Source organism: Robiginitalea aestuariiviva (assembly GCF_029537735.1).
Classification (GTDB): Bacteria; Bacteroidota; Bacteroidia; order Flavobacteriales; family Flavobacteriaceae; genus Robiginitalea; species Robiginitalea aestuariiviva.
The window spans coordinates 683,488-704,146 of record NZ_JARPUQ010000001.1; the positions used below are offsets into that span (position 1 = coordinate 683,488).

Here is a 20,659-nt window from a genome sequence, read left to right on the forward strand (position 1 = left end):
GGTTTTAAGCCCGGCTTTATCCCTTCAGATGACTCTAAAATAAAACGTCCGTATTCGTTAGCTTTATGAGTGCTTAAGACAGATACGCCTAACTCAACATGAATTGATCCTTATGGAATTTCTCGAAACCCTGTATCAGGAAATCGTCGGATTTCTTGGCATTCGATCGCTCTGGGAGATTTTAAGTGCCGGTAATTATGAGGCCCTAAAAACCTATGAGGGTGTGGCATCACTCATTTATCCCATCATCCCTTTACTTATTCTGCTGGAGTTTGTGCTGGGATTGGTCTACAAAAAGCCACAGACCAAGGTGTACAAGGTCAATTTTCTGATCTATGTCTTCAACCGTATTGTAGGCCGCTTCATAGCCATTGGCATGGTTGGTTTTCTCATCGGATGGCTTCAACCCATCGCACCTTTTCAAACCTCGGGCACCTGGTACTGGTTTGTCTATGGATACATCGTGTGGGAATTTGCGCATTTCATCTACCACTATCTGGGACACAAGGTGCGCCTGTTTTGGTGCCTGCATGCCACGCACCACTCCCCCGAAGACATGAATTTGTCGGTGACTCACGCGCACTTCTTTTTAGAAGCTCCTTATGCCGATACCATTCGCACCTCTATTTGTATCCTGCTGGGCGTTCGACCTGAATTGCTCTTTTTGATCATGTTCATCGACGGCACCTATGGCGCCTTTATACACGTGGGTGAAAATCTCATTAAGGACGCCCGATTCGGATGGCTCAATTCCTTGATCCTGACCCCCTCACACCACAGGGTGCATCATGCCCGTAATCCATTGTATATGGATACGAACTTTTGCAACCTTTTAAACATTTGGGATCGCGTGTTTAAAACCTATCAGGAAGAGGACATGGCGCAAAAACCCGAATACGGCATCACCCGTGAAATCAATAGCGGAAGCTTTGTAGACGTCTATTTTGGCGAAATCATTGCATTGGCCAAGGACGTTTGGAACGCTCCGGGAATAGCCAATAAGATGGCCTACATCATAATGCCTCCCGGATGGAGCCATGACGGGCATCACAAGACCGCCAAACGCCTTCGACAGGAATATCTCAAATCCCTGAGTTGATCGCTCATCATCTCTGATGGGCCTTCTCTTCCCCACTCGGACTCGAACCCGGCCGAACGTTGGTTAAAAGTGAGGCGCGAGACAGTGCACTGGTAAAGCCCCTTCAATGAACTAGGTTTCCGCCTTATTCCCTCTTAATTGCATTAAGGTATGCCGCAATATCAGCTTTAACATTCGTTTTCCCATAGTGGTCTTAAAATACCGCTCTCTTCTAAGGGCATCCGATTTGGAAAGGTAGTATTCTGAATGTATCACCATCAAAGGTCTGCGGCCTTTGGTGCTCTTGGTTTTACCTTGGTTATGGTTGGCTAAACGCGCACCCAGGTTTGTCGTAAACCCATGATATAGCAGTACATCTCTTAGACTATAAAGCACATAAACGCAATAGGGAAGCATTTGCCAAAGATGCGCCGTGATCGTGCAATTAAACGGCATAAAAAAAGCCTTCGGTTTCCCGAAGGCTTAAAACTATTTGGCAGTAAAGCAGAACTGCGTTCGCTTTACCGCCATGAAGCGAGCCTCGCTCCGCTTCATGGCTCCCCCTCTTGGGCTCGAACCAAGGACCCTCTGATTAACAGTCAGATGCTCTAACCAACTGAGCTAAGGAGGAATAGATTTCAAAAGGCGGCCTTAATTCCGCATTTTGAGGTGGCAAATATAATGCTTTCTTTAAAATACCCCAACAAAAAAATCGGGATTCTTTATCTGGTAAACGCCTTGTAAATGTCGTTCCCGTTGGCAAAAACCACCAGGGCAATCAAGAGTAAAAAGCCCACCAGCTGTGCGTACTCCATAAACTTATCGCTGGGCTTGCGGCCGGAGATCATCTCGTAGAGCAGGAACATCACATGGCCCCCGTCCAGGGCAGGGATGGGCAGCAGGTTCAGCACCGCCAGCATGATGGACAGAAAGGCGGTAATGTTCCAGAAACCCTGCCAGCTCCAGTAGTCCGGGAAAATATCAAATATGGCTTTGAACCCGCCCACGCCTTTGTAGGCACCTGTACTCGGGGTAAAGATCTTTTTAAGCTGCAGCCAGTACCCCGCAATCTGCTTTACAAACTTTTGGCTTCCCACAGGGATGCTTTCCAGGAAGCCGTACTTCTTAATAACGGTATTGAAGTAGCCGGCATCCACATAATCCTTTACGGTACCACCGCCCCCGTAGACCCCCAGTTTGCCCTGGCCGTCTACCTGCAGGGAGAGGTCCATCAGCTGGCCGTCCCGCTCTACCTGTACAGCTACCGCCGTTCCCTTCAGGGTATCCAGCATCCCGGGCAGCTGGTCGTAATAGGTAATGGGCGCCCCGTTTACCCGGCGCAGCCAATCGCCTGGCTTCAGGCCGGCCGCCTTGTTATGGGAGCTGTCCGGCACCGAACGCACCACAAAGGGAATGCGCAGTTCAAAAAGGCTGATGTCCTCGCCGGTGGAAAGCTGCCCCAGAAAATCCTCAGGGAGCTTCACCGTCCGTTCCTGTCCGTTGCGGGCCACGGTGATCTCTTCTGCGGTTATCAGGTTCCGCCTGAGATCTTCGTAATTCTCATAGCGCTGCCCGTCTATGGCCACCAGGTTGTCCCCGGTTTGGATACCCAGGTCTACCAGTACGGGGTTGGTGACCTCGTACCCGCCTTTGATGCTATCGGTGGAGATGTAGGCATCCCCATAGTACCAGGAGGTAAGGATATAGATCACCAGGGCCACCAGGAAGTTCACCGTTACCCCGCCCAGCATAATGATCAGGCGTTGCCAGGCCGGCTTGGACCGAAATTCCCAGGGTTCGGGCGGGCCGGACATCTGCTCGGTGTCCATGCTCTCGTCAATCATTCCGGCGATCTTCACATACCCGCCCAGGGGCAGCCACCCGATGCCGTATACGGTGTCCCCGATCTTCTTTTTGAAAAGGGAATATTTGATGTCGAAAAACAGGTAAAATTTCTCCACCCGGGTCTTAAAGGCCTTGGCCGGGATAAAGTGCCCCATCTCGTGCAGGACGATCAGCAGGGAGAGGCTTAGCAGGAATTGTAATCCTTGTATGAGGATAGGCGACATAGGCGCTGGTAGATTTGAAATCGCACAAAGCTACATTATTAGCAGGGTTTTTTAAAAAATTAAACTTCCGGGCCACGGGGTTTAAGAAAGATTTAGCACCCAACCGGGCGAAATTCTTGAAGGCCAACCCGGGCTTGCGTACCTTTGTGGCAAATTGCTGGAGTGCGATCTTTTTTTGCCAAATACAAGCTTTTCGGGATAACCCTGCTCGGACTTTCGGCCGTAATCGTTATCCTGTTTTACCGGGCGCTGCAACCTAAAAAAGTGCTGCCGGTATACCAACCTGCAGATTTTGACCCGGAGCTGGTGGACCCGGAAATCGGATACGTTAAAAAGTACCATACGGTTGCCGATTTTTCCCTCCTGAACCAGAATGGGGATACGATAACCCAGGCCGATTTCGCCGGGAAGATCTACATTGCCGACTTCTTTTTCACCACCTGCCCCAGCATCTGCCCCATCATGACGGACAACATGGCCTACCTGCAGGCCGAATTGATGGAAGACCCGGAAGTATTGTTGTTGTCCCATTCGGTAACACCCGGCATCGACTCCGTGCCCCAGCTCAAGAAATACGCCCTGGAAAAAGGGGTGGTCGATGCCAAATGGAACCTGGTTACGGGCGACAAAAAGCAGATCTACGCCCTGGCACGCCGCTCCTATATGGCGGTAAAATCCGATGGGGACGGCGGGCCCTACGATATGATCCACACCGAAAATTTTATCCTGGTGGATAAGGAGCGTCGCATCCGGGGCACCTACGACGGTACCAAGCGGGAGGATATGGACCGGCTGTTGGAGGACCTGGCCATCCTAAAGCAGGAGTACCGGGAGTAAGGCAAGTTTTTCCCGAAGGCATGCCGGGATTGGGTTTTTTTTGCCGTACTTTTGTTTTCGCTTTATAATCAATCTAAATAAAAATTGAGTTACACCGTAGCCCATCTGAAACGCGGAGAAAAGGGGATCATCAAGGAGTTCGCCGAGGACATCCTGCCCATCAAACTCCTGGAACTGGGCTGCCTGCCGGGCTGTGAGGTGGAACTCATACAGGAAGCGCCCCTGCGCGACCCCCTGTACATCAATGTGAACGGCTCGCACATCGCCATCCGGCGGACTGTGGCCATGCAAATCGAAATCGAACCGTTCCCTGGGCATGAGTAAGGATATCAAAGTCGCCTTAATCGGAAACCCGAACACCGGAAAGACCTCCGTCTTTAACCGCCTGACCGGGCTCAACCAGAAGGTGGGGAATTACCCGGGTATCACGGTTGAAAAAAAACAGGGCATCTGCAAACTGCCCCGCGGCGTGCGCGCCCACATTACCGACCTGCCCGGAACCTACAGCCTGAACACCACTTCCCTGGACGAGAGCGTAGCCGTGGAAATCCTCCTGAATCGAAACGCCCCGGACTTCCCGGACCTGGTGGTGGTGATTTCGGACGTGGAGAACCTGAAACGGAACCTGCTGCTGTTCACCCAGATTAAGGACCTGCGTATCCCGGCCATCCTGGTCATCAACATGGCGGATCGGATGAAGCGCAAGGGGATTTCCGTGGACGTCCCGGAACTTGAAAAACGGCTGCAAACGCGCGTAGCCCTGGTGAGTACCCGGAAGAACACAGGCATTGAAGAACTCAAGGCGATTATAGAAAACTACCGCTGCCTTTCCTGCCAGCCCTGCATGGATATCGCCAGCATAGACCCCCCGTATTTTGATCGCCTGCGCAAGGCCTTCCCCAACGAAGACCTCTACAAACTTTGGGTGGTCATTACCCAGGACGTAAATTTTACCCCCCTGCAAAAGAAGTTGCCCGGGGGGGAAAAGAGCTTTGAAATCAAATCCCGGCAGGAGCTCAAAAAGCTACAGCACAGGGAAACCATCCGTCGCTACCAGCTGATCAACGATATCCTGAAAGAAACCTACCGGGTAGACCTGAAAGCCGCCAAGGGCCTGAGGGCCGGGATTGACCGCATCCTGACCCACCGCATTTTCGGATACCTGATCTTCTTTCTGATCCTGCTGACTATTTTCCAGGCCATTTTTGACTGGAGCGGGGTGCCCATGGATGCGATAGACGCCTTTTTTGCCTCGGCCAGCGAATGGGTAAAAACCAGCCTCCCGCCAGGCATCCTCACTAACCTGATTGCCGAGGGCATCATTGCCGGGATCGGGGGCATTGTCATCTTTATCCCGCAGATTGCCTTCCTGTTCTTTTTTATTGCCATCCTGGAAGAATCCGGGTACATGAGTCGGGTGGTCTTTCTGATGGACCGGCTGATGCGTCCCTTTGGCCTTAGCGGGAAAAGCGTGGTGCCCCTGATGTCAGGGACCGCCTGTGCCATCCCTGCAGTGATGGCCACCCGGAACATCGAAAGCTGGAAGGAACGGCTCATCACCATCCTGGTGACACCCTTTATGACCTGTTCCGCCCGCCTGCCGGTTTACCTGATCATTATCGCCCTGGTGATCCCGGAAGGGCGTTTTATCGGGTTGTCCTACCAGGCCCTGGCCCTGATGATCCTTTACCTGCTTGGGTTTGTGGCCGCCATGGTGTCCGCCTGGGCGCTCAACCGCATCCTGAAGATCCCCTCCCGGAAGTTCTTTATGGTGGAGATGCCCAATTACAAGATTCCCCTCTGGAAAAATGTCTTTTATACTGTGGTGGAGAAGACCAAGAGCTTTGTGTACGGGGCGGGGAAAATTATCCTGGCCATCTCCATTGTGCTTTGGTTTTTGGGGTCCAATGGATTTTCGGAGGAATTCAAAAATGCCGACCGTATTGTAACCGAACGGGTCAAAAAACAAGGCTTTACCACCTACAGTAAAAACTATATCGCGGACAACCTGGACCGGTACCGGGAAGCCCTGGATGAGGAAGGAACCACACCCCTGGGGCCGCAACGCCTGGCCGATTCTCTGGACGCCCGGCAACAGGACCTGGAGGCCCGTGCCCTGAGCCAGGAAATATCAAGCTACCGCCTGGAGCACTCCGTGATCGGGAAGATGGGCAAGCTGATTGAACCCATGGTACAACCCCTGGGGTACGACTGGAAAATCGGCATTGCCCTGATTACCTCCTTTGCCGCCCGGGAAGTTTTTGTGGGAACCCTGGCCACCATCTACAGCGTGGGCAGCGACGAGGAGGAAACCATCAAGAACCGCATGGCCGCCGAAATCAATGAGGAAAAAGGGGAGCCCCTCTTTAACCTGGCTTCCGGCATTTCCCTCTTGCTCTTTTATGCCTTTGCCATGCAGTGCATGAGTACCCTGGCCATTGTGAAACGGGAAACCAACAGCTGGAAGTGGCCCATGCTGCAATTGGGCTTTATGACCACCTTTGCGTACCTGGTGGCCCTGCTGGCGTATCAAATCCTGTCCTGATGGAATTCTGGCAACATCTTCTGGCATACCTGATCCTGGCCGGGGCCGTATTCTACCTGATCCGGAAGTTCCTGTGGAAGCCGCGCAAATCCAAAGGCTGCGATGCCGGGGACTGCAATTGCCACTGATCAGAAGAGGTTGGCCAGGAAAGCGTAGCCCAGCATCCCCCAGGCAGCCAACAGCAGCAAGCCCCCTACAGGGGTAACCGGCCCCAGGAATTTCCATTTCCTGCCTTGGTGTCCGCTGAAAACTAACCCGTAAATAGATCCGGAGAATAGAAGTACGCCCAGTACCAGCAGGCGCACCAGCCAGGTTTCTACGGGGGCGGTAAAGCTCAGGTTAAAGGAGAGCATGAGCAGCAACAGGGCGTGCAGCAACTGGTATCGCACCCCGGTTTCGAAACTTTGAAGGCGTTCTTCGGAGAGCTTTCCCTTAAGGCGGTGGGCCCCGAAGGCCCCCAACAGCACGCCGGTAAATCCGAAAAGGGCCCCGAAAACCTGGGCCAGCAATATGGTTTCCATAACGGGAAGTTTAGGTTGCGTTAAAGTTAAACCAAAACTATTGGGCTTTCCCGGTCCGTTGCCTATCTTTCAAAAAAGACCAACCCTATGCATGCTCGTTTATTCCTGGGTACCTTCCTTCTTGCCGCCCTCCTGTTGAACTCCTGTGGTAGCTCCAAAACCGCGAACCCAAATGGGGAAACGCTCCAACAAAACCTGGACCGCCAGAACAGCGCGGTGATCCCGCTACTGACCCGTATCCGTAGAATTCCCGGTATTGCCCTGGAAAACGGCGTACCAGTATTTGTCAAAAGCAACAATGCCCTGCAATCCGGCCGCACGGGAGAACCCCTTTATGTACTGGACGGGCTGATTATCGGAAGCTCCTACCGACAGGTTAAGGATATCGTAAACCCCGTAGATGTGGAGAGCGTTAAAGGGCTTTCCGGCGCCGATGCGGCCTTCTATGGCAGCCGGGGATCCGCAGGGGTAATCCTGATCACCACCCGGAAAGGAAATTAGTCGGAACTCGGTATTCCGCAATCCCTATCCCGGTTCCGACCAGACTCCGCGTGGGCGGGTTTGACACCCCCTTTTTTCTTATTAATTTCAAGCACCAATTTACAACACGATGAAATCACTCTGGACCCTTCTCCTGTGTGCAACAGGCTTTTCGGCCACGGCACAGGGTACCATGCTATTGCGGCAACCCACCGTATCGGATTCCGAAATTGTCTTTGTCTATGCCAATGACCTGTGGAAAAGCTCCCTTGCCGGGGGCAAAGCCGTACGCCTTACCTCGGACGAGGGTCAGGAATCCTTCCCCCATTTTTCGCCGGATGGCCGGCAGATTGCCTTTACAGCCGAATACGACGGCAATACGGATGTTTATATAATCCCATCCTCCGGCGGGCAGCCCCAGCGACTCACCTGGCACCCGGGGGCAGATGTGGTACAGGGCTGGACCCCGGGGGGAAAGGTGTTGTTCCGTTCATCGCGGGAAGGGCATCCCACCCAGCTGAACCGCCTGTATACCACCGTACCGGGGCAGGGAATGCCAGAGGCAGTAAACGTACCTCGGGCGGCCTTCGGGGAAATTTCATCTGACGGGTCTAAAATTGCCTACACCCCCATTACCTTCTGGGACCCCGAATGGCGCAATTACCGCGGGGGGCAGGCCATGCCGGTATGGATTGTGGACCTGCAGAGCGGCGCCCTGCAGCGCACCCCCCAAAAGGACCGGGAGCGGCACCTGGACCCCGTTTGGCACCAGGGGCAGGTCTTCTATATTTCCGAGCGGGATTACGCGGCCAACATTTGGTCCTTCGATCCGGCAACGGGAACCGAAAAACAGCATACCTTCCACAAACAATTCGACGTTAAAAGCCTGGATGCCGGCCCGGCCGGGATTGTGTATGAGCAGGGCGGCTACCTCCACCTGTTGAACCCGCAAACCAACGCTACACAACAGCTGCGCATTTCGGTGGAAGGGGACATGAACTTTGCCCGCCCACGCTGGGAGGAAGTTTCCGGCAGCGGGCTGGAGAACCCCCGCCTGAGCCCGAACGGCAAGCGCGCCCTTTTTGAGCACCGCGGCGAGATCTTCAGCGTTCCGGCGGATGAGGGCACCTGGCGTAACCTGAGCAATACTTCCGGGGTGGCGGACCGCTTCCCGGCCTGGTCGCCCAAGGGGGACCGGATTGCCTGGTTCCGGGATGCCAGCGGGGAATACGAATTGGTGGTGGCGGATCAGATGGGCGCCATCCAGAAGACCTACTCCCTGCCGGAGCCTACCTTTTTCTTTCGGCCCCAGTGGTCTCCCAATGCCCAGTATATTGCCTATACGGACACCCACTACAACATCTGGGTGCTGGCGCTGGCCGATGGGAAAGCCGTTAAGGTAGCCACGGATCGCTACGCCCACCCCAACCGGGAAATGAGCCCCGTCTGGTCCCCGGATGGCAAGTGGATTGCTTACAGCCGCCAGCTGAACAGCCATTATAAGGCGCTTTTCGCCTATCACCTGCCCAGCGGGAATACGGTACAACTTACGGACGGCATGGCCGATGCCCTGACCCCGGCCTGGGATGCCTCAGGCAAGTACCTCTATTTCCTGGCCAGTACCAATTATGCCCTGCAATCCGGATGGCTGGACATGAGTTCCCTGGATATCCCGTACACCCGGAATCTCTATGCCATTGTACTTTCCGCCACCGGCAAGGCTCCTACCCTGCCCAGGAGCGATGAGGAAGAAAGCGGTTCGGATGCCGATACCAAGGGAAAAGATGCCAAAACAGAGGTGTCGGTTACCCTGGATGCCCGGGGCATACAGGACCGGATCATTCCCCTGTCTTTGCCCGGGCGGGAATATGTGGGCCTGGAAGCCGGGCCGGAAGGCATTGTTTTTATTGCCGAAGCCGTACCCCATGCCCAGGGCCTTACCCTGCACAAGTACGAGGTGGACAAGCAAAAGGCCACAGCCTACAGCGAAAATGTACGGGCCTATGTAGTTTCCGATTCCCGCGACCAGGTCCTGGTGCGCCAGGGGAGCACCTGGAAGCTCGGCAAATCCAAAAGCAAGGACCTGTCCGATGCCACCAGCCTGAAGACCAGCATGCAGTTGAAAGTAAACCCCAGGGAAGAATACGCCCAGATCTTCCGGGAAGGATGGCGGTATATGAGGGATTTCCTCTATGTGGACAACGTACACGGGGCACCCTGGGATGCCATTTACCAGTGGTATTCTCCCTGGATTGAGCACGTCCGCCACCGTACCGACCTGAATTACGTGGTGGACATTTTAAGCGGGGAAGTCGCTATCGGCCACTCCTATGTGTCCGGGGGGGACCGGCCGGATGTGGACCGGGTACCGGTTGGGCTGCTGGGCTGTGACTTTACCGTGGAACAGGGGCGATACCGCATTTCTCACATCTACACCGGGGAACAATGGAACCCCGATTTATATGCCCCATTGGCCTTACCGGGCATGGGGATAAAGGCAGGCGATTTCCTGCTGGCCATTAACGGGAAGGAACTGAAGGAGGGGATCAACCCCTATGCCCTGCTGGAGCAAACCGCCGGGCGGGAGATATACCTGACCCTGGCTTCAAACGCCAGGGGCGACTCCAAACGCGAGGTTCTGGTAAAGCCCGTTCGCAGCGAATCCGGCCTGCGGACCTACCAATGGATAGAGGCCAACCGCCGCAAGGTAGACAGCCTCTCCGGCGGGAAACTGGCTTATGTCTATGTCCCCAATACTTCCGGACGGGGCTTCGAATCTTTTAATCGATATTACTTTGCCCAGCAGGATAAAAAAGGCGTAATCATTGACGAAAGAAACAACGGCGGCGGCTTTGCCGCGGATTACATGATCGACATCATGGACCGGGAACGGGTGGGATACTTCAACAGCAAAACGGCCGGCAACCGCCCCTGGACCACGCCCATGGCGGGCATCTGGGGGCCCAAAGTGATGCTCATTAATGAGCGCGCCGGCTCCGGCGGGGACCTGCTGCCCTATATGTTCCGGGTGAAAAAACTGGGGCCCCTGGTGGGAACGCGTACATGGGGCGGCCTGGTTGGGACCTGGGATACCCCGCGCTTTATTGATGGCGGCCGTATGGTGGCCCCGCGTGGCGGGTTCTTTGACCTGGACGGCAAATGGGCCGTGGAAGGCGAAGGGATCGCCCCGGACATCGAGGTGATCCAGGACCCGGCAGCCGTCCTCAAAGGCCATGATCCCCAATTGGAACGCGGGGTACAGGAAGCCCTGCGCCTGCTGGAAACCCAACGTTTTGAATTGCCCAAGGAACCGGAGGCCCCGGTGCGCTGGAAGCGCCCGGACGGGTTTGACCCGACTTCCGTGAAATCGGAATAATGAAAATTACTGCAGCGGGATATGGATGACCATATCCTGCTGCAACACCAGCATGCAATCCCGGAAACTGGGCGGGCCAAAAGGCTTGACCCGGGCGTTGGAAAAGCCTATGGGTTCTTTGGGGATCCCTATCCAATTGGTGTCCAGGCGCTCGTTGGCGTTCTGGTCGTGGAAAATGGCCAGGGCGTAATTCCCGGAAGGCAGGTTTTCAATCGAAACGCGGGTGACCCCCTTGGTGGCCTTGGCGGAATCGGTGCGGAACACCCCGGCTTCTTTCAGGAATTCCTTTTCGGTATTGTAGATCGCAACATGGATCAGTCCTTCAGAAGAGCCCACGCCTTCTACCTGTACTTCCAGCCGGTTCTGGCCAAAAGCCGCCTGGGAACTCCAGACAAACAATACAAGGGTCAACAGGACCTTCACACGTGCAGATTTGGCCGCAAAAATAAGAACTTCGGTCATTTTGCGCCCGGTTCGGTTTCAGCCATTTTTAACTCCAGCCATTGATAGAGAGCATCCGTCTCTACGGAATCCTGGAGGTTCAGGTACAACCAGAGGGAATCCCGGTACCGGATGCGGATTTTACGGTGCCTCAGGTTATCGACCAGTACCAGCACCTGCTGGTCCGGGTTCAGGGAGTCCCGAAAGCGCCCCTTTTCCATGGCCCAGGCCGAAAATCCGTGCTCTCGCTCCATCTGAGGAAGGCGGGGGACCCATTCCATCCGGTCTATGTCCCCGATGGGAAGGTCCAGGGTATAGACCCCGGAAAGCAGTTGGATCCGGTCCTGCTGTAGCCGTTTCCAGGTACGGGCATGGGCAGCCAGGGCCAGCAGGCAAAACAGCACGCTAAGGGCCAGGACCAGGTTCCAGAACCAATGTCTTTTCCGTGTACCCATCTAATCCGCAGTACGGTATTTTTCCAGCCAGGCCAGGGTATGTGCCACCTTGCTGATCAGATTGCTGGGGCGGTTGGCAATGCCGTGGCTGGCCTCCGGGATCTCCACCAGGGCCGTTTCCACCTTCCGCAATTTCAGGGCATGGTAGAGCTGTTTGGCTTCGCTGGGCGGGGTCCGCAGATCGTTCATACCTACCATAACTAGCGTCGGGGTCTGAATATTGCCCACCAAAGACAGGGGGCTGAATTTCCAGTAGTTTTCGACATTTTCCCAGGGTTGCCCGGGGTAGCGGTTTTCGGCATAATAGAAATAGTTGTCTGCCACCAGGGTTTTGCTGATCCAGTTTACCACGGGTTTGGCGACCACAGCCGCTTCAAACCGGTTGTTCTTCCCAACCATCCAGGCCGTCATGATACCCCCGGCACTCCCCCCGGTCACAAAGAGCTGGTCTTCCCGGGCAATACCGCGGGCAATGCAATAATCCACCCCATCCATCACATCCTGGTAATCGTCCCCGGGGTAATTGTTATACAGCAGGTTCCCGAACTCCTCCCCGTAACCGGTACTCCCGCGGGGGTTGGGATAGAATACCACATAACCTGCCGCAGCATACAGTTGCATTTCGGCCGAAAAACGGTCCCCGTAATTGGAGATGGGCCCGCCATGGTTTTCGACCAGGAAGGGATAATTTTTGGCAGGGTCGTACCCGGGCGGGTAAACCACCCAACCCTGAATGTTGCGCCCGTCTACCGTGGAAGGGTACCATACTTCTTCCACCTTGCCGAGCTCCCTGAACGCCAGAAGCGACTCGCTAAGCTGTGTAATGCGGCGGGGCTGCTGCCCGGGTTTATCCACTATAGCCAGGTCTGCCGGGTGTTCGGGCCGGGTGAGGGTAAAGGTCAGGCGCCCTCCGCGGGACACGCTGTAAGACCCGCCCCCGTAGGGCCGCCCAATGGACGTGCCCCCCAGGTTCTGTGCCAGGGTTGAAACCTGCCCGTCCAGGGTCACAAAACCCACCTTGGTGTTCCCCGCATCGTCGAAAGTGAAATAGACGCCCTTGCCCTTCGAATCCCATTGCAAATCCCCCACGCTGCGGTCCAGGGACCCGGTCAGGACCCTTTGGCCACTGCCGTCCGTGCGCATCAGCAACAGCTGGGTTACCTGGTAGGCCTGGGTCTTTTCTTCGTACCCCCGATAGGCAATCCATTGCCCATCCGGGGAAACTACCGGCTCCTGGTCGGGGCCGTAACGGCTGGTCAGGGTACGGTATGTCCCATCGGATACCGACACCGCATAGACCTCGTTGTTCCGGAAATCGTATTCCCAATCCTCGGTGCGGTTGCCGGAAAAATAGATCTCACCCCCGTTCGCAGACCAGGAAAGCCTGCCGCGATGGTGATAATTACCGGCGGTAACCTGCCGGTACGCCCCCCCATCTGCAGGGATTACAAAAATGTGGTTGAAGCCCGGGGCAATGTAGCCCCTGCCATCCGCTTCGTGATAGAGCCGATCTGTTACCCGTGGCGCACCAGCCCACTGGGCCCCCTTGGGCGCCTTGGGCAGTTTGGCCAAAACGGGTGGGGGCTGGGGAACATGCATGGAGAAAGCAAGCTGCTTCCCGTTGGGGGACCAGGTCAGGGAAGCAGGACTGAAAGGCAATTGCGTCAGGCGGGCCACTTTCCCGCCGGCCCTCCAGTACATGTAGATCTCGGACCCCTCCTCCGTGCTGCGCACAAAGGCCAGGCGATCTCCGGACGGGGACCACCGGGGGGAGGACTCGGAACCCTCCAGGGGGGTGAGCTTCTGGTGCCCGCTGCCATCGGTATTCAGGATCCAGAGGTCGCCCACGGCCCGGTCCTTAAGGATATCGAAGCGCATACGCCGGTACACCACGGTGTTACCCTCCGGATGGATTTGGGGATCCGAAGCGTATTGCAGCTGGAAAACATCCAGGGCTTCGAAGGGTTTGGTTTGGGAATAAAGGGTTGATAGTGCAAGAAGCCCGATGAAAAGGACGGAAGTAACAGTTCTCATATTAGCAGCGTTTGGGGTCTGTGGCCTAAAAATAAAACATCCGGGGTGTTTCCCGTACACTTTTGTCGCTAAATGCCCCCGTGAGGAGCACCCGGAATACGGATCGAAAAAAAGCCGATTTATTTGTTATCTTCAGGAATTGCCCCCGACCAACAACAAACATCAACTTTTAAATCCTTTCCAAATGAAAAAATTAAGCGTAGTGCTCCTGGGGTTGGTTGCCTTTAGCGCCTGGTCCCAGGAAGCCGTTGTCGTCCCCGGGATTTCCGGCATGCTCGAACAAACCCAGGGGAATATCATCTCCCTGGCAGAGGCCTTCAGTGAAGAACAGATGAACTGGCGCCCGGCCGAAGGGATCCGGTCCGTGGGGGAAACCATCCTGCACACCGCTGCGGCCAACTATTACATTGCCATGCGGATGGGCTATGCCATCCCGGAAGGGGTAGATATCATGCAGATGGAAACCATTGAGGGGAAAGCGGCCATTATTGACACCTACAAACAATCCTGCGCCTTTATTGCGGAGGTAATGGGGCTGGTTAAAGAAGGGACCCTGGGCGAAGAGGTAGACCTGGGCTTTACCAAGCTCAACCGGCTTTCCTCCCTGCTGGTGATCCTGGAGCACAACGGGGAGCACAAGGGGCAGTTGATTGCCTATGCCCGCTCCAACGGGGTAGTACCCCCCTGGAGTCAGGGACAATAAAAAACGCCGGCCTTCGGGCCGGTTTTTTTTATCCCAACCCGACGTCCAGCACCATCATGACAATAAATCCTCCGATAAAACCCAGGGTAGCAATATCCGTGAAATCGTCCAGCTGGGTTTCCGGGATGACCTCTTCCACCACCACAAAAATCATGGCGCCGGCCGCAAAGGCCAGAGCATAGGGGAGAATGGGCTGAAAAGTGAGTACGGCCCAGGCGCCCAGAACGCCCGCTATGGGTTCCACGATAGCGGAAGCCTGACCGTACATAAAACTCTTGCGGCGGCTCAGGCCAAAACGCCGAAGCGGCATGGCCACCGCAAAGCCTTCCGGGAAGTTCTGCAGGCCAATCCCAATAGCAAGCGCCACGGCTCCTCCAATGGAAGCGCCTTCAAAGCCTGCGGCCACGCCCCCGAAAAGCACCCCGACTGCAAGACCCTCCGGGATGTTGTGCAGGGTGATGGCCAGGGTAAGCAGGGTGGTACGCCTCCAGGGCGTTTGAATCCCCTCGCTTTCCTTGAAGTTAATGTGCAGGTGCGGCAGTACCTTATCGAGTCCGAAGATAAACAGGGCACCCAGAAAAAAGCCCACGGCCGCGGGAATTACCTTGACAAAGCCCTCCCCAGGGCTCATTTCGATACCCGGGGCCAGCAAGCTCCAGAAACTGGCTGCAACCATCACGCCCCCGGTAAAGCCCAGCATGCCATCCAGTACGGCGCGGTTCATGGTTTTAAAAAAGAATACCAGCCCAGCCCCCAGGGCGGTGAGCAGCCAGGTAAACAGGGTGGCATATAGCGCCGCCAGAATCGGGTTGATGGTTTCCAGATAGGCAATTACGGCTTCCATAATCAGGTAATGGGTTTAATATACAGGTTGGTGGCAATCTGATGGGAAATTTGCAACTGCTGCTCCCCCATCTGTATGGCCATGGAATCGTCGAACTCTTCCTTTTCCAGCACAGCAATCCGCGTGCCCAGGGCAATTCCGTTTTTATCCAGAAAGCGCAGGAAGGGGGAGGAGGAATCCTTAACCCCGATGCAAACCCCTTTTTCACCGGGTTGCAGGGTAGACAGCAGTCGTTTTTCACGGGTCTTGAAATGGCCCTCCTTGTCCGGTATGGGGTCGCCATGCGGATCAAAATCCGGATAATCCAGCAGGGCATCCAGGCGGTCGATCAGCTTTTCGCTGGCAATGTGTTCCAGTTGCTCCGCCACCTCGTGTACCTCGTCCCAGCTAAAGTCCAGCTTCTCCACCAGGAAGACCTCCCAAAGCCGGTGTTTGCGAATCACCCTCAGGGCCTGGGCCGTTCCCCCAGAGGTAAGGGTTACGCCTTTGTAGGGCTGGTAATCCACCAGGTCCTTGTCCGAAAGGCGTTTCAGCATATCGGTCACGGAAGAGGGCTTGGTTTCCATATGCGCCGCAATGGCGTTGGTGGAAACCGAGGCACGCCCGGCGTGGCTCAGGTGGTAAATCCCCTTCAGGTAGTTTTCCTCGGATTGTGTCATGGACGCACTTGGGTATTCCAAAAATACATTTTTTATATTAAAAACATATTTTTAGATTTGTCTAAATTTATTTTGCAACAATATGTACTTCCGTGTTTTCCTGTGGTTTTTGTGCCTTCCCCTGGGGGTCCTGGGGCAGGGCCAGCCCGTGTCCGGCACCATCCTGGACGACCGGTTGGAGCCTATCCCCCTGGCCCATGTGCGGCTCCGGAGTACACAGTGGGGCACCGCCACGGATACCCTGGGCCGGTTTCGGCTGGAAGGGATTGCGCCGGGATCCTACCAGCTTACGGTTTCTGCCCTGGGATATCGGCCACACGTACAACGCATCACGCTGGGGCAAGCCCCCCTGCAACTTCCCCCTGTATCCCTGGAACCCGATGTGGAACGCCTGAATGAAACCGTGGTGACCGGGACCATGAAGGCCGTTAAGCGGACCGAAACGCCCGTACCCGTAGAAGTTTATAGCCCTACGTTTTTTAAACGCAACCCCACGCCAAACCTCTTTGAAGGCCTGCAAAACGTGAACGGCGTACGGCCCCAGATCAATTGCAACGTCTGCAATACCGGAGACATCCACATCAATGGCCTGGAAGGCCCCTATACCCTGGTGCTCATTGACGGCATGCCCATTGTGAGCGGCCTGGGCACTGTATACGGCCTGAGCGGCATCCCCAACAGCCTGGTGGAACAAATCGAAATCGTAAAAGGGCCCGCTTCCAGCCTGTACGGGAGTGAGGCCGTGGGCGGGCTAATCAATATCATCACCAAATCTGCCCTGTCCGCCCCCAAATTTTTTGCCGATGCCATGGGCAGCAGCTGGGGGGAATACAACCTGGATGCCGGCGGCAAAGTACCCATAGGGCCCAAAACAGATCTCTTGCTGGGCCTCAATTATTTTAATTACGACCAACCAGCGGACCGCAACGGAGACAACTTTACCGACGTGACCCTGCAGGAGCGGATTTCGGTATTCCAGAAATGGAATTTTCGAAGGCCCGATGCCAGGGTATTCCAGCTTGCCGGTAGGTTATTCTATGAAGACCGCTGGGGAGGCGAAATGCAGTGGACCCCTGCCTTTCGCGGGGGCGACCAGGTGTACGGCGAAAGCATCTACACCCGCAGGTGGGAAGTGCTGGGCCGGTACCAGTTGCCGGTGGATGAACCCCTTATGCTGGCCGTATCCTACAATGACCATCACCAGAATTCCGTCTATGGGAACATCCCCTACCTGGCAGACCAGCGCATAGGCTTTGCACAACTCACCTGGGACAAATCTGCCGGGCGTCACGACCTGTTGGCAGGGGCAGCCCTGCGCTATAACTATTACGACGACAATACCCCCGCCACAGCATCCACCACCGGGAATGCCCCGGACCAATTCCTGCTGCCGGGCATATTCCTGCAGGACGAATGGGGCTTTACCGAAGGGCATTCCCTGTTGGGGGGGCTGCGCTTTGACCACCATCCCCGCCACGGGGGTATCCTGACCCCCCGCCTGGCCTACCGCTGGAAACCCTCGGAGTCCGATATTCTCAGGTTCAATGCCGGAACGGGTTTCCGGGTCGTGAATCTCTTTACCGAGGACCACGCCGCCCTGACCGGGGCCCGGGAGGTGATAATTTCGGAAACCCTGGAGCCGGAGCGCTCCTGGAATGCCAACCTCAACTACCTGAAAAAAATCTACACCCGGGGCGGGCATTTTCTGGGGCTGGACGCTTCGGTTTTCTACACCTATTTTACCAATGCCATCCTCCCGGACTACGATTCGGACCCGAACGAGATCCGCTACCGGAACCTGGACGGACATGCCATTTCCAAAGGGGTAAGCGCCAATCTGGACCTTGCCCTGGCCGGTGGGTTTAAAGCCATGGTGGGCGCTACCCTGCAGGAAGTTACCCAAACCCGGGACGGGGTGCGCAGCCAGCAGATTCTCACCGAGCGTTTTACAAGCACCTGGAGCCTGAGTTACGACATCCGGGCCCTGCGCCTCACCGTCGACTACACCGGTAACCTTTACGGGCCCATGCGGCTTCCCTTGCTGGGAAACCTGGACCCGCGTCGGGAATATTCCCCTACATGGAGTATCCAGAACATTCAACTGACCTATAAGGCCACCGGGGGATGGGAAGTGTACGGGGGGGTGAAAAACCTGCTGGACTGGACCCCCAACCGGGGGAACCCCTTTATCATCGCACGGGCCAATGATCCCTTTGACCGGGAGGTTACCTTCGACGCCCAGGGCAATGCCGTGGCCACTGCAGACAACCCCTACGCCCTCACCTTCGACCCCTCTTATGTCTATGGACCTAACCAGGGCATCCGGGGCTTTCTGGGGGTACGCTACCGCCTGGATTAACCCGCGCCCGAATTCGTACCTTTGAGCCGGCCGATACGGGCATATGCAACACTTTGACTACATCATTATCGGGGCCGGGGCTTCCGGCCTGCTACTGGCTGACGCCATGGGCCAGGACCCCTGGTTTGCCGGAAAACGCATTGCCCTGCTCGAACAAAACCCGGCCAAAGGCAATGACCGCACCTGGTGTTTCTGGGAGCGCGGGGCGGGGGTCTTTGATCCCCTCCTCCACCAGTCCTGGAATGCCATGCAGGTTGCGGGGCCAGGGTTTCGACGCACCAGCAGCCTGCACCCCTTCCGATACAAAATGTTGCGTTCGGCAGCCTTCTATGCCGCTTATGGCAAACGCCTGGACACCTACCCCCATATCACCCGGATAACCTCAACGGTTACTGCCCTGGAGGAGGCAGACGGGATGGCCCGGGTAACCACCCCGGAGCACACCTATACCGCAGGGCATGTCTTCAGCAGCGTGCTGTTGCAGGACCGGGACCAGCTAATGCAACCCTATCCGGTGCTGCAGCAGCATTTTACCGGCTGGTTTATCCGTTCGGAAAACCCGGTATTTGATCCGGAGGCCCCTACGTTTATGGATTTTGATCTACCCCAAAACGGGAATACCCGTTTTATGTATATCCTGCCGACCAGCCCCACCGAAGGTTTGGTGGAGTACACCCTTTTTTCCAAAGACCTGCTAGCCCCCGAGGCATATGAGGCCGCCCTTCGGGACTACATAGACCAGCGCCTGGGGAGCCAGGGGTATGAGATCCTGGAGTCCGAACACGGCAGCATCCCCATGACCAGCAACGATTTTACCCGCGCCAATTCGGCCCATATTACCCATATCGGGATTGCAGGCGGGTGGGCCAAACCCAGTACGGGATATACCTTCTGGAATGCGGTGCGAAATACCCCCAAAGTGATTCGGGCGCTGAAAGCCGGAAAAAATCCGGAAATCCGCCAGCCCTGGCGGTTCTGGATGTACGATCGGTTGTTGTTGGATGCCCTGGCCCGGGAAAATGGAAAAGGGGGGCACATTTTTTCAAGCCAGCTCCGGCGCCTGCCCATTCCCCTGCTGCTGACCTTCCTGAATGAGGAAACCCACCTGTTGCAGGAAGCCCGCGTTATTGCCACCAGCCCCAAAGGCCCTTTCCTGCGGGCCGCCTTCAGGGCCCTCTTTAGAAGTCGCGCTTAAGCAACCACTCCCCGAATTGCTTCAGGACTGCTTTGGCACGGGACCTGCCTTCCAGACGGTCCAGCCCGGAAAAGGCCTTTTCGGTGTACGCCTCAATGCGCTGGCGGGCCTGCGCTGCCGCACCACTCTCCTGGAATATTTGCCGTACCCGCTCTACCTTGGCCTCCGGCCTGGCCGGTTGGATGGAATACAAGTCCTGCAATTCCCGGGCTTCCCCGGCAGAAGCCAGCTCCAGGGCCTTTAAATAGAGGTAGGTTTTTTTGTTCTCGATAATATCGCCCCCTACCTGCTTGCCAAACCGTTCGGGGTCCCCAAAGGCATCCAGATAATCGTCCTGCAATTGGAAAGCAAGGCCCAGGGCAATCCCAAAGTCGTAAACGGCCTGTTGTTCCGCAGCCCCAGCCCCGGCCACTATGGCGCCCATTTGCAGGGCGCACCCCAGGAGCACCGCTGTTTTCAGGGCAATCATGTTCAGGTACTCCTCAAGGGAAACGTCGTCCCGGGATTCAAAATCCATATCGAACTGCTGCCCTTCGCACACTTCCAGGGCGGTGCGGGAAAACAGCCGCATCAGCTGCGGATAAGCCTCGCCGGTGTACGGCTCCAGTTGTTGATACGCCAGAATCAGCATGGCATCCCCGGAAAGGATGCCGGTATTCAGGTCCCACTTCTTGTGGACCGTAGCCCGGCCGCGCCTTAAGGGGGCGGCGTCCATGATATCGTCGTGGATCAGGGTAAAGTTGTGGAAAACCTCCACGGCTGCCGCCGCCGGAAGGGCATCCGAAACGCGGCCGCCAAACAAATCCGCGCTCAGCAGCACCAGCACGGGCCGCATGCGTTTACCGCCCATATCAAGGATATACCGGATGGGGGCATACAAACCGTCTGGTTCCCGCTGGGGGGCGTTTTGCTCCAGGTAGTTTAAAAAGGATTCCCGGTAAGAGGCAATAGCTTCGATCATGCATCAAAAATACGGCAAACCCTCCTCAACTGCCAAGGGAAAAGTCTTACGCCTTCCAGGGTTCCGGGTGTGGCAGGGGCTATGTTAAAAAATGGTAAAACT

19 protein-coding genes and 1 tRNA gene are annotated in these 20,659 nt (G+C 55.9%); 10 read left to right on the forward strand and 10 right to left on the reverse strand.

All coding sequences use genetic code 11. The features are described 5' to 3' along the window. Positions 1–112: 112 nt before the first annotated feature. Positions 113–1,099: a sterol desaturase family protein gene (locus OZ410_RS03050; protein WP_277706441.1), complete on the forward strand. Its 987-nt coding sequence runs from the start codon at positions 113–115 to the stop codon at positions 1,097–1,099. 111 nt (positions 1,100–1,210) lie between these two features. Here OZ410_RS03050 and OZ410_RS03055 read toward each other — a convergent pair whose 3' ends face one another. From OZ410_RS03055 to rseP, 3 genes are all read right to left on the reverse strand, one after another. Continuing rightward, a complete protein-coding gene (locus tag OZ410_RS03055; protein WP_338156640.1) occupies positions 1,211–1,534 on the reverse strand; it encodes a GIY-YIG nuclease family protein in 324 nt (107 codons plus the stop codon). A gap of 98 nt (positions 1,535–1,632) precedes the next feature. Continuing rightward, positions 1,633–1,709 (reverse strand) — tRNA-Asn (locus tag OZ410_RS03060). Positions 1,710–1,800: 91 nt separating this feature from the next. After that, complete coding sequence (rseP, locus tag OZ410_RS03065) at positions 1,801–3,147, reverse strand: RIP metalloprotease RseP (protein ID WP_277706442.1); 1,347 nt, start codon at positions 3,145–3,147, stop codon at positions 1,801–1,803. Positions 3,148–3,309: 162 nt separating this feature from the next. On the opposite strand from rseP, the gene OZ410_RS03070 reads away from it, so the two are divergent. From OZ410_RS03070 to OZ410_RS03085, 4 genes are all read left to right on the forward strand, one after another. Next, positions 3,310–3,984, forward strand: a complete 675-nt coding sequence (locus tag OZ410_RS03070; RefSeq protein ID WP_277706443.1) for an SCO family protein — start codon at positions 3,310–3,312, stop codon at positions 3,982–3,984. An 84-nt stretch (positions 3,985–4,068) separates the two neighbouring features. Then, positions 4,069–4,308, forward strand: coding sequence for a FeoA family protein (locus OZ410_RS03075; protein WP_277706444.1), 240 nt, complete (start codon positions 4,069–4,071; stop codon positions 4,306–4,308). Then, on the forward strand, positions 4,301–6,529 hold the full coding sequence (feoB, locus tag OZ410_RS03080) for a ferrous iron transport protein B (protein WP_277706445.1): 2,229 nt from the start codon (positions 4,301–4,303) through the stop codon (positions 6,527–6,529). The genes OZ410_RS03075 and feoB overlap by 8 nt, the downstream gene beginning before the upstream one ends. Next, positions 6,529–6,657 carry a FeoB-associated Cys-rich membrane protein gene (locus OZ410_RS03085; RefSeq protein WP_277706446.1) on the forward strand — a complete coding sequence of 43 codons (129 nt, stop codon included), beginning with the start codon at positions 6,529–6,531 and terminating at the stop codon, positions 6,655–6,657. The genes feoB and OZ410_RS03085 overlap by 1 nt, the downstream gene beginning before the upstream one ends. On the opposite strand, the gene OZ410_RS03090 is transcribed toward OZ410_RS03085, so the two are convergent. Next, positions 6,658–7,050, reverse strand: a complete 393-nt coding sequence (locus OZ410_RS03090; protein ID WP_277706448.1) for a DUF423 domain-containing protein — start codon at positions 7,048–7,050, stop codon at positions 6,658–6,660. A gap of 87 nt (positions 7,051–7,137) precedes the next feature. Between OZ410_RS03090 and OZ410_RS03095 the strand changes: the two genes are divergently transcribed. Then, complete coding sequence (locus OZ410_RS03095; RefSeq protein WP_277706449.1) at positions 7,138–7,551, forward strand: TonB-dependent receptor plug domain-containing protein; 414 nt, start codon at positions 7,138–7,140, stop codon at positions 7,549–7,551. A 109-nt stretch (positions 7,552–7,660) separates the two neighbouring features. Further along, positions 7,661–10,906 (forward strand): S41 family peptidase, encoded by a 3,246-nt coding sequence (locus OZ410_RS03100; protein WP_277706450.1) that lies wholly within the window; start codon positions 7,661–7,663, stop codon positions 10,904–10,906. A 6-nt stretch (positions 10,907–10,912) separates the two neighbouring features. Here OZ410_RS03100 and OZ410_RS03105 read toward each other — a convergent pair whose 3' ends face one another. From OZ410_RS03105 to OZ410_RS03115, 3 genes are read right to left on the reverse strand one after another with little or no spacing between them, the layout of a single operon-like run. Next, positions 10,913–11,368: a DUF2141 domain-containing protein gene (locus tag OZ410_RS03105; protein ID WP_277706451.1), complete on the reverse strand. Its 456-nt coding sequence runs from the start codon at positions 11,366–11,368 to the stop codon at positions 10,913–10,915. Next, positions 11,365–11,802 carry a hypothetical protein gene (locus OZ410_RS03110; RefSeq protein WP_277706452.1) on the reverse strand — a complete coding sequence of 146 codons (438 nt, stop codon included), beginning with the start codon at positions 11,800–11,802 and terminating at the stop codon, positions 11,365–11,367. Before OZ410_RS03110 ends, OZ410_RS03105 begins: the two co-directional genes overlap by 4 nt. After that, the gene (locus OZ410_RS03115; protein WP_277706453.1) at positions 11,803–13,836 is read right to left on the reverse strand and encodes a S9 family peptidase; all 2,034 of its coding nucleotides are present in this window, start codon (positions 13,834–13,836) and stop codon (positions 11,803–11,805) included. A 184-nt stretch (positions 13,837–14,020) separates the two neighbouring features. On the opposite strand from OZ410_RS03115, the gene OZ410_RS03120 reads away from it, so the two are divergent. Further along, positions 14,021–14,539: a DinB family protein gene (locus OZ410_RS03120; RefSeq protein ID WP_277706454.1), complete on the forward strand. Its 519-nt coding sequence runs from the start codon at positions 14,021–14,023 to the stop codon at positions 14,537–14,539. Between the two features lie 28 nt (positions 14,540–14,567). Here the strand turns inward: OZ410_RS03120 and OZ410_RS03125 are convergent, their stop codons facing one another. Both OZ410_RS03125 and OZ410_RS03130 read right to left on the reverse strand, forming a co-directional pair. After that, positions 14,568–15,383, reverse strand: a complete 816-nt coding sequence (locus tag OZ410_RS03125; protein WP_277706455.1) for a ZIP family metal transporter — start codon at positions 15,381–15,383, stop codon at positions 14,568–14,570. A 2-nt stretch (positions 15,384–15,385) separates the two neighbouring features. Next, positions 15,386–16,042, reverse strand: coding sequence for a metal-dependent transcriptional regulator (locus OZ410_RS03130; protein WP_277706456.1), 657 nt, complete (start codon positions 16,040–16,042; stop codon positions 15,386–15,388). Positions 16,043–16,124: 82 nt separating this feature from the next. On the opposite strand from OZ410_RS03130, the gene OZ410_RS03135 reads away from it, so the two are divergent. Both OZ410_RS03135 and OZ410_RS03140 read left to right on the forward strand, forming a co-directional pair. Further along, positions 16,125–18,401, forward strand: coding sequence for a TonB-dependent receptor (locus tag OZ410_RS03135; RefSeq protein ID WP_277706457.1), 2,277 nt, complete (start codon positions 16,125–16,127; stop codon positions 18,399–18,401). Between the two features lie 43 nt (positions 18,402–18,444). Then, positions 18,445–19,596: a lycopene cyclase family protein gene (locus OZ410_RS03140; RefSeq protein WP_277706458.1), complete on the forward strand. Its 1,152-nt coding sequence runs from the start codon at positions 18,445–18,447 to the stop codon at positions 19,594–19,596. On the opposite strand, the gene OZ410_RS03145 is transcribed toward OZ410_RS03140, so the two are convergent. Then, a complete protein-coding gene (locus OZ410_RS03145; protein ID WP_420917748.1) occupies positions 19,580–20,554 on the reverse strand; it encodes a polyprenyl synthetase family protein in 975 nt (324 codons plus the stop codon). The genes OZ410_RS03140 and OZ410_RS03145 overlap by 17 nt on opposite strands. Between the last annotated feature and the right edge of the window lie 105 nt (positions 20,555–20,659).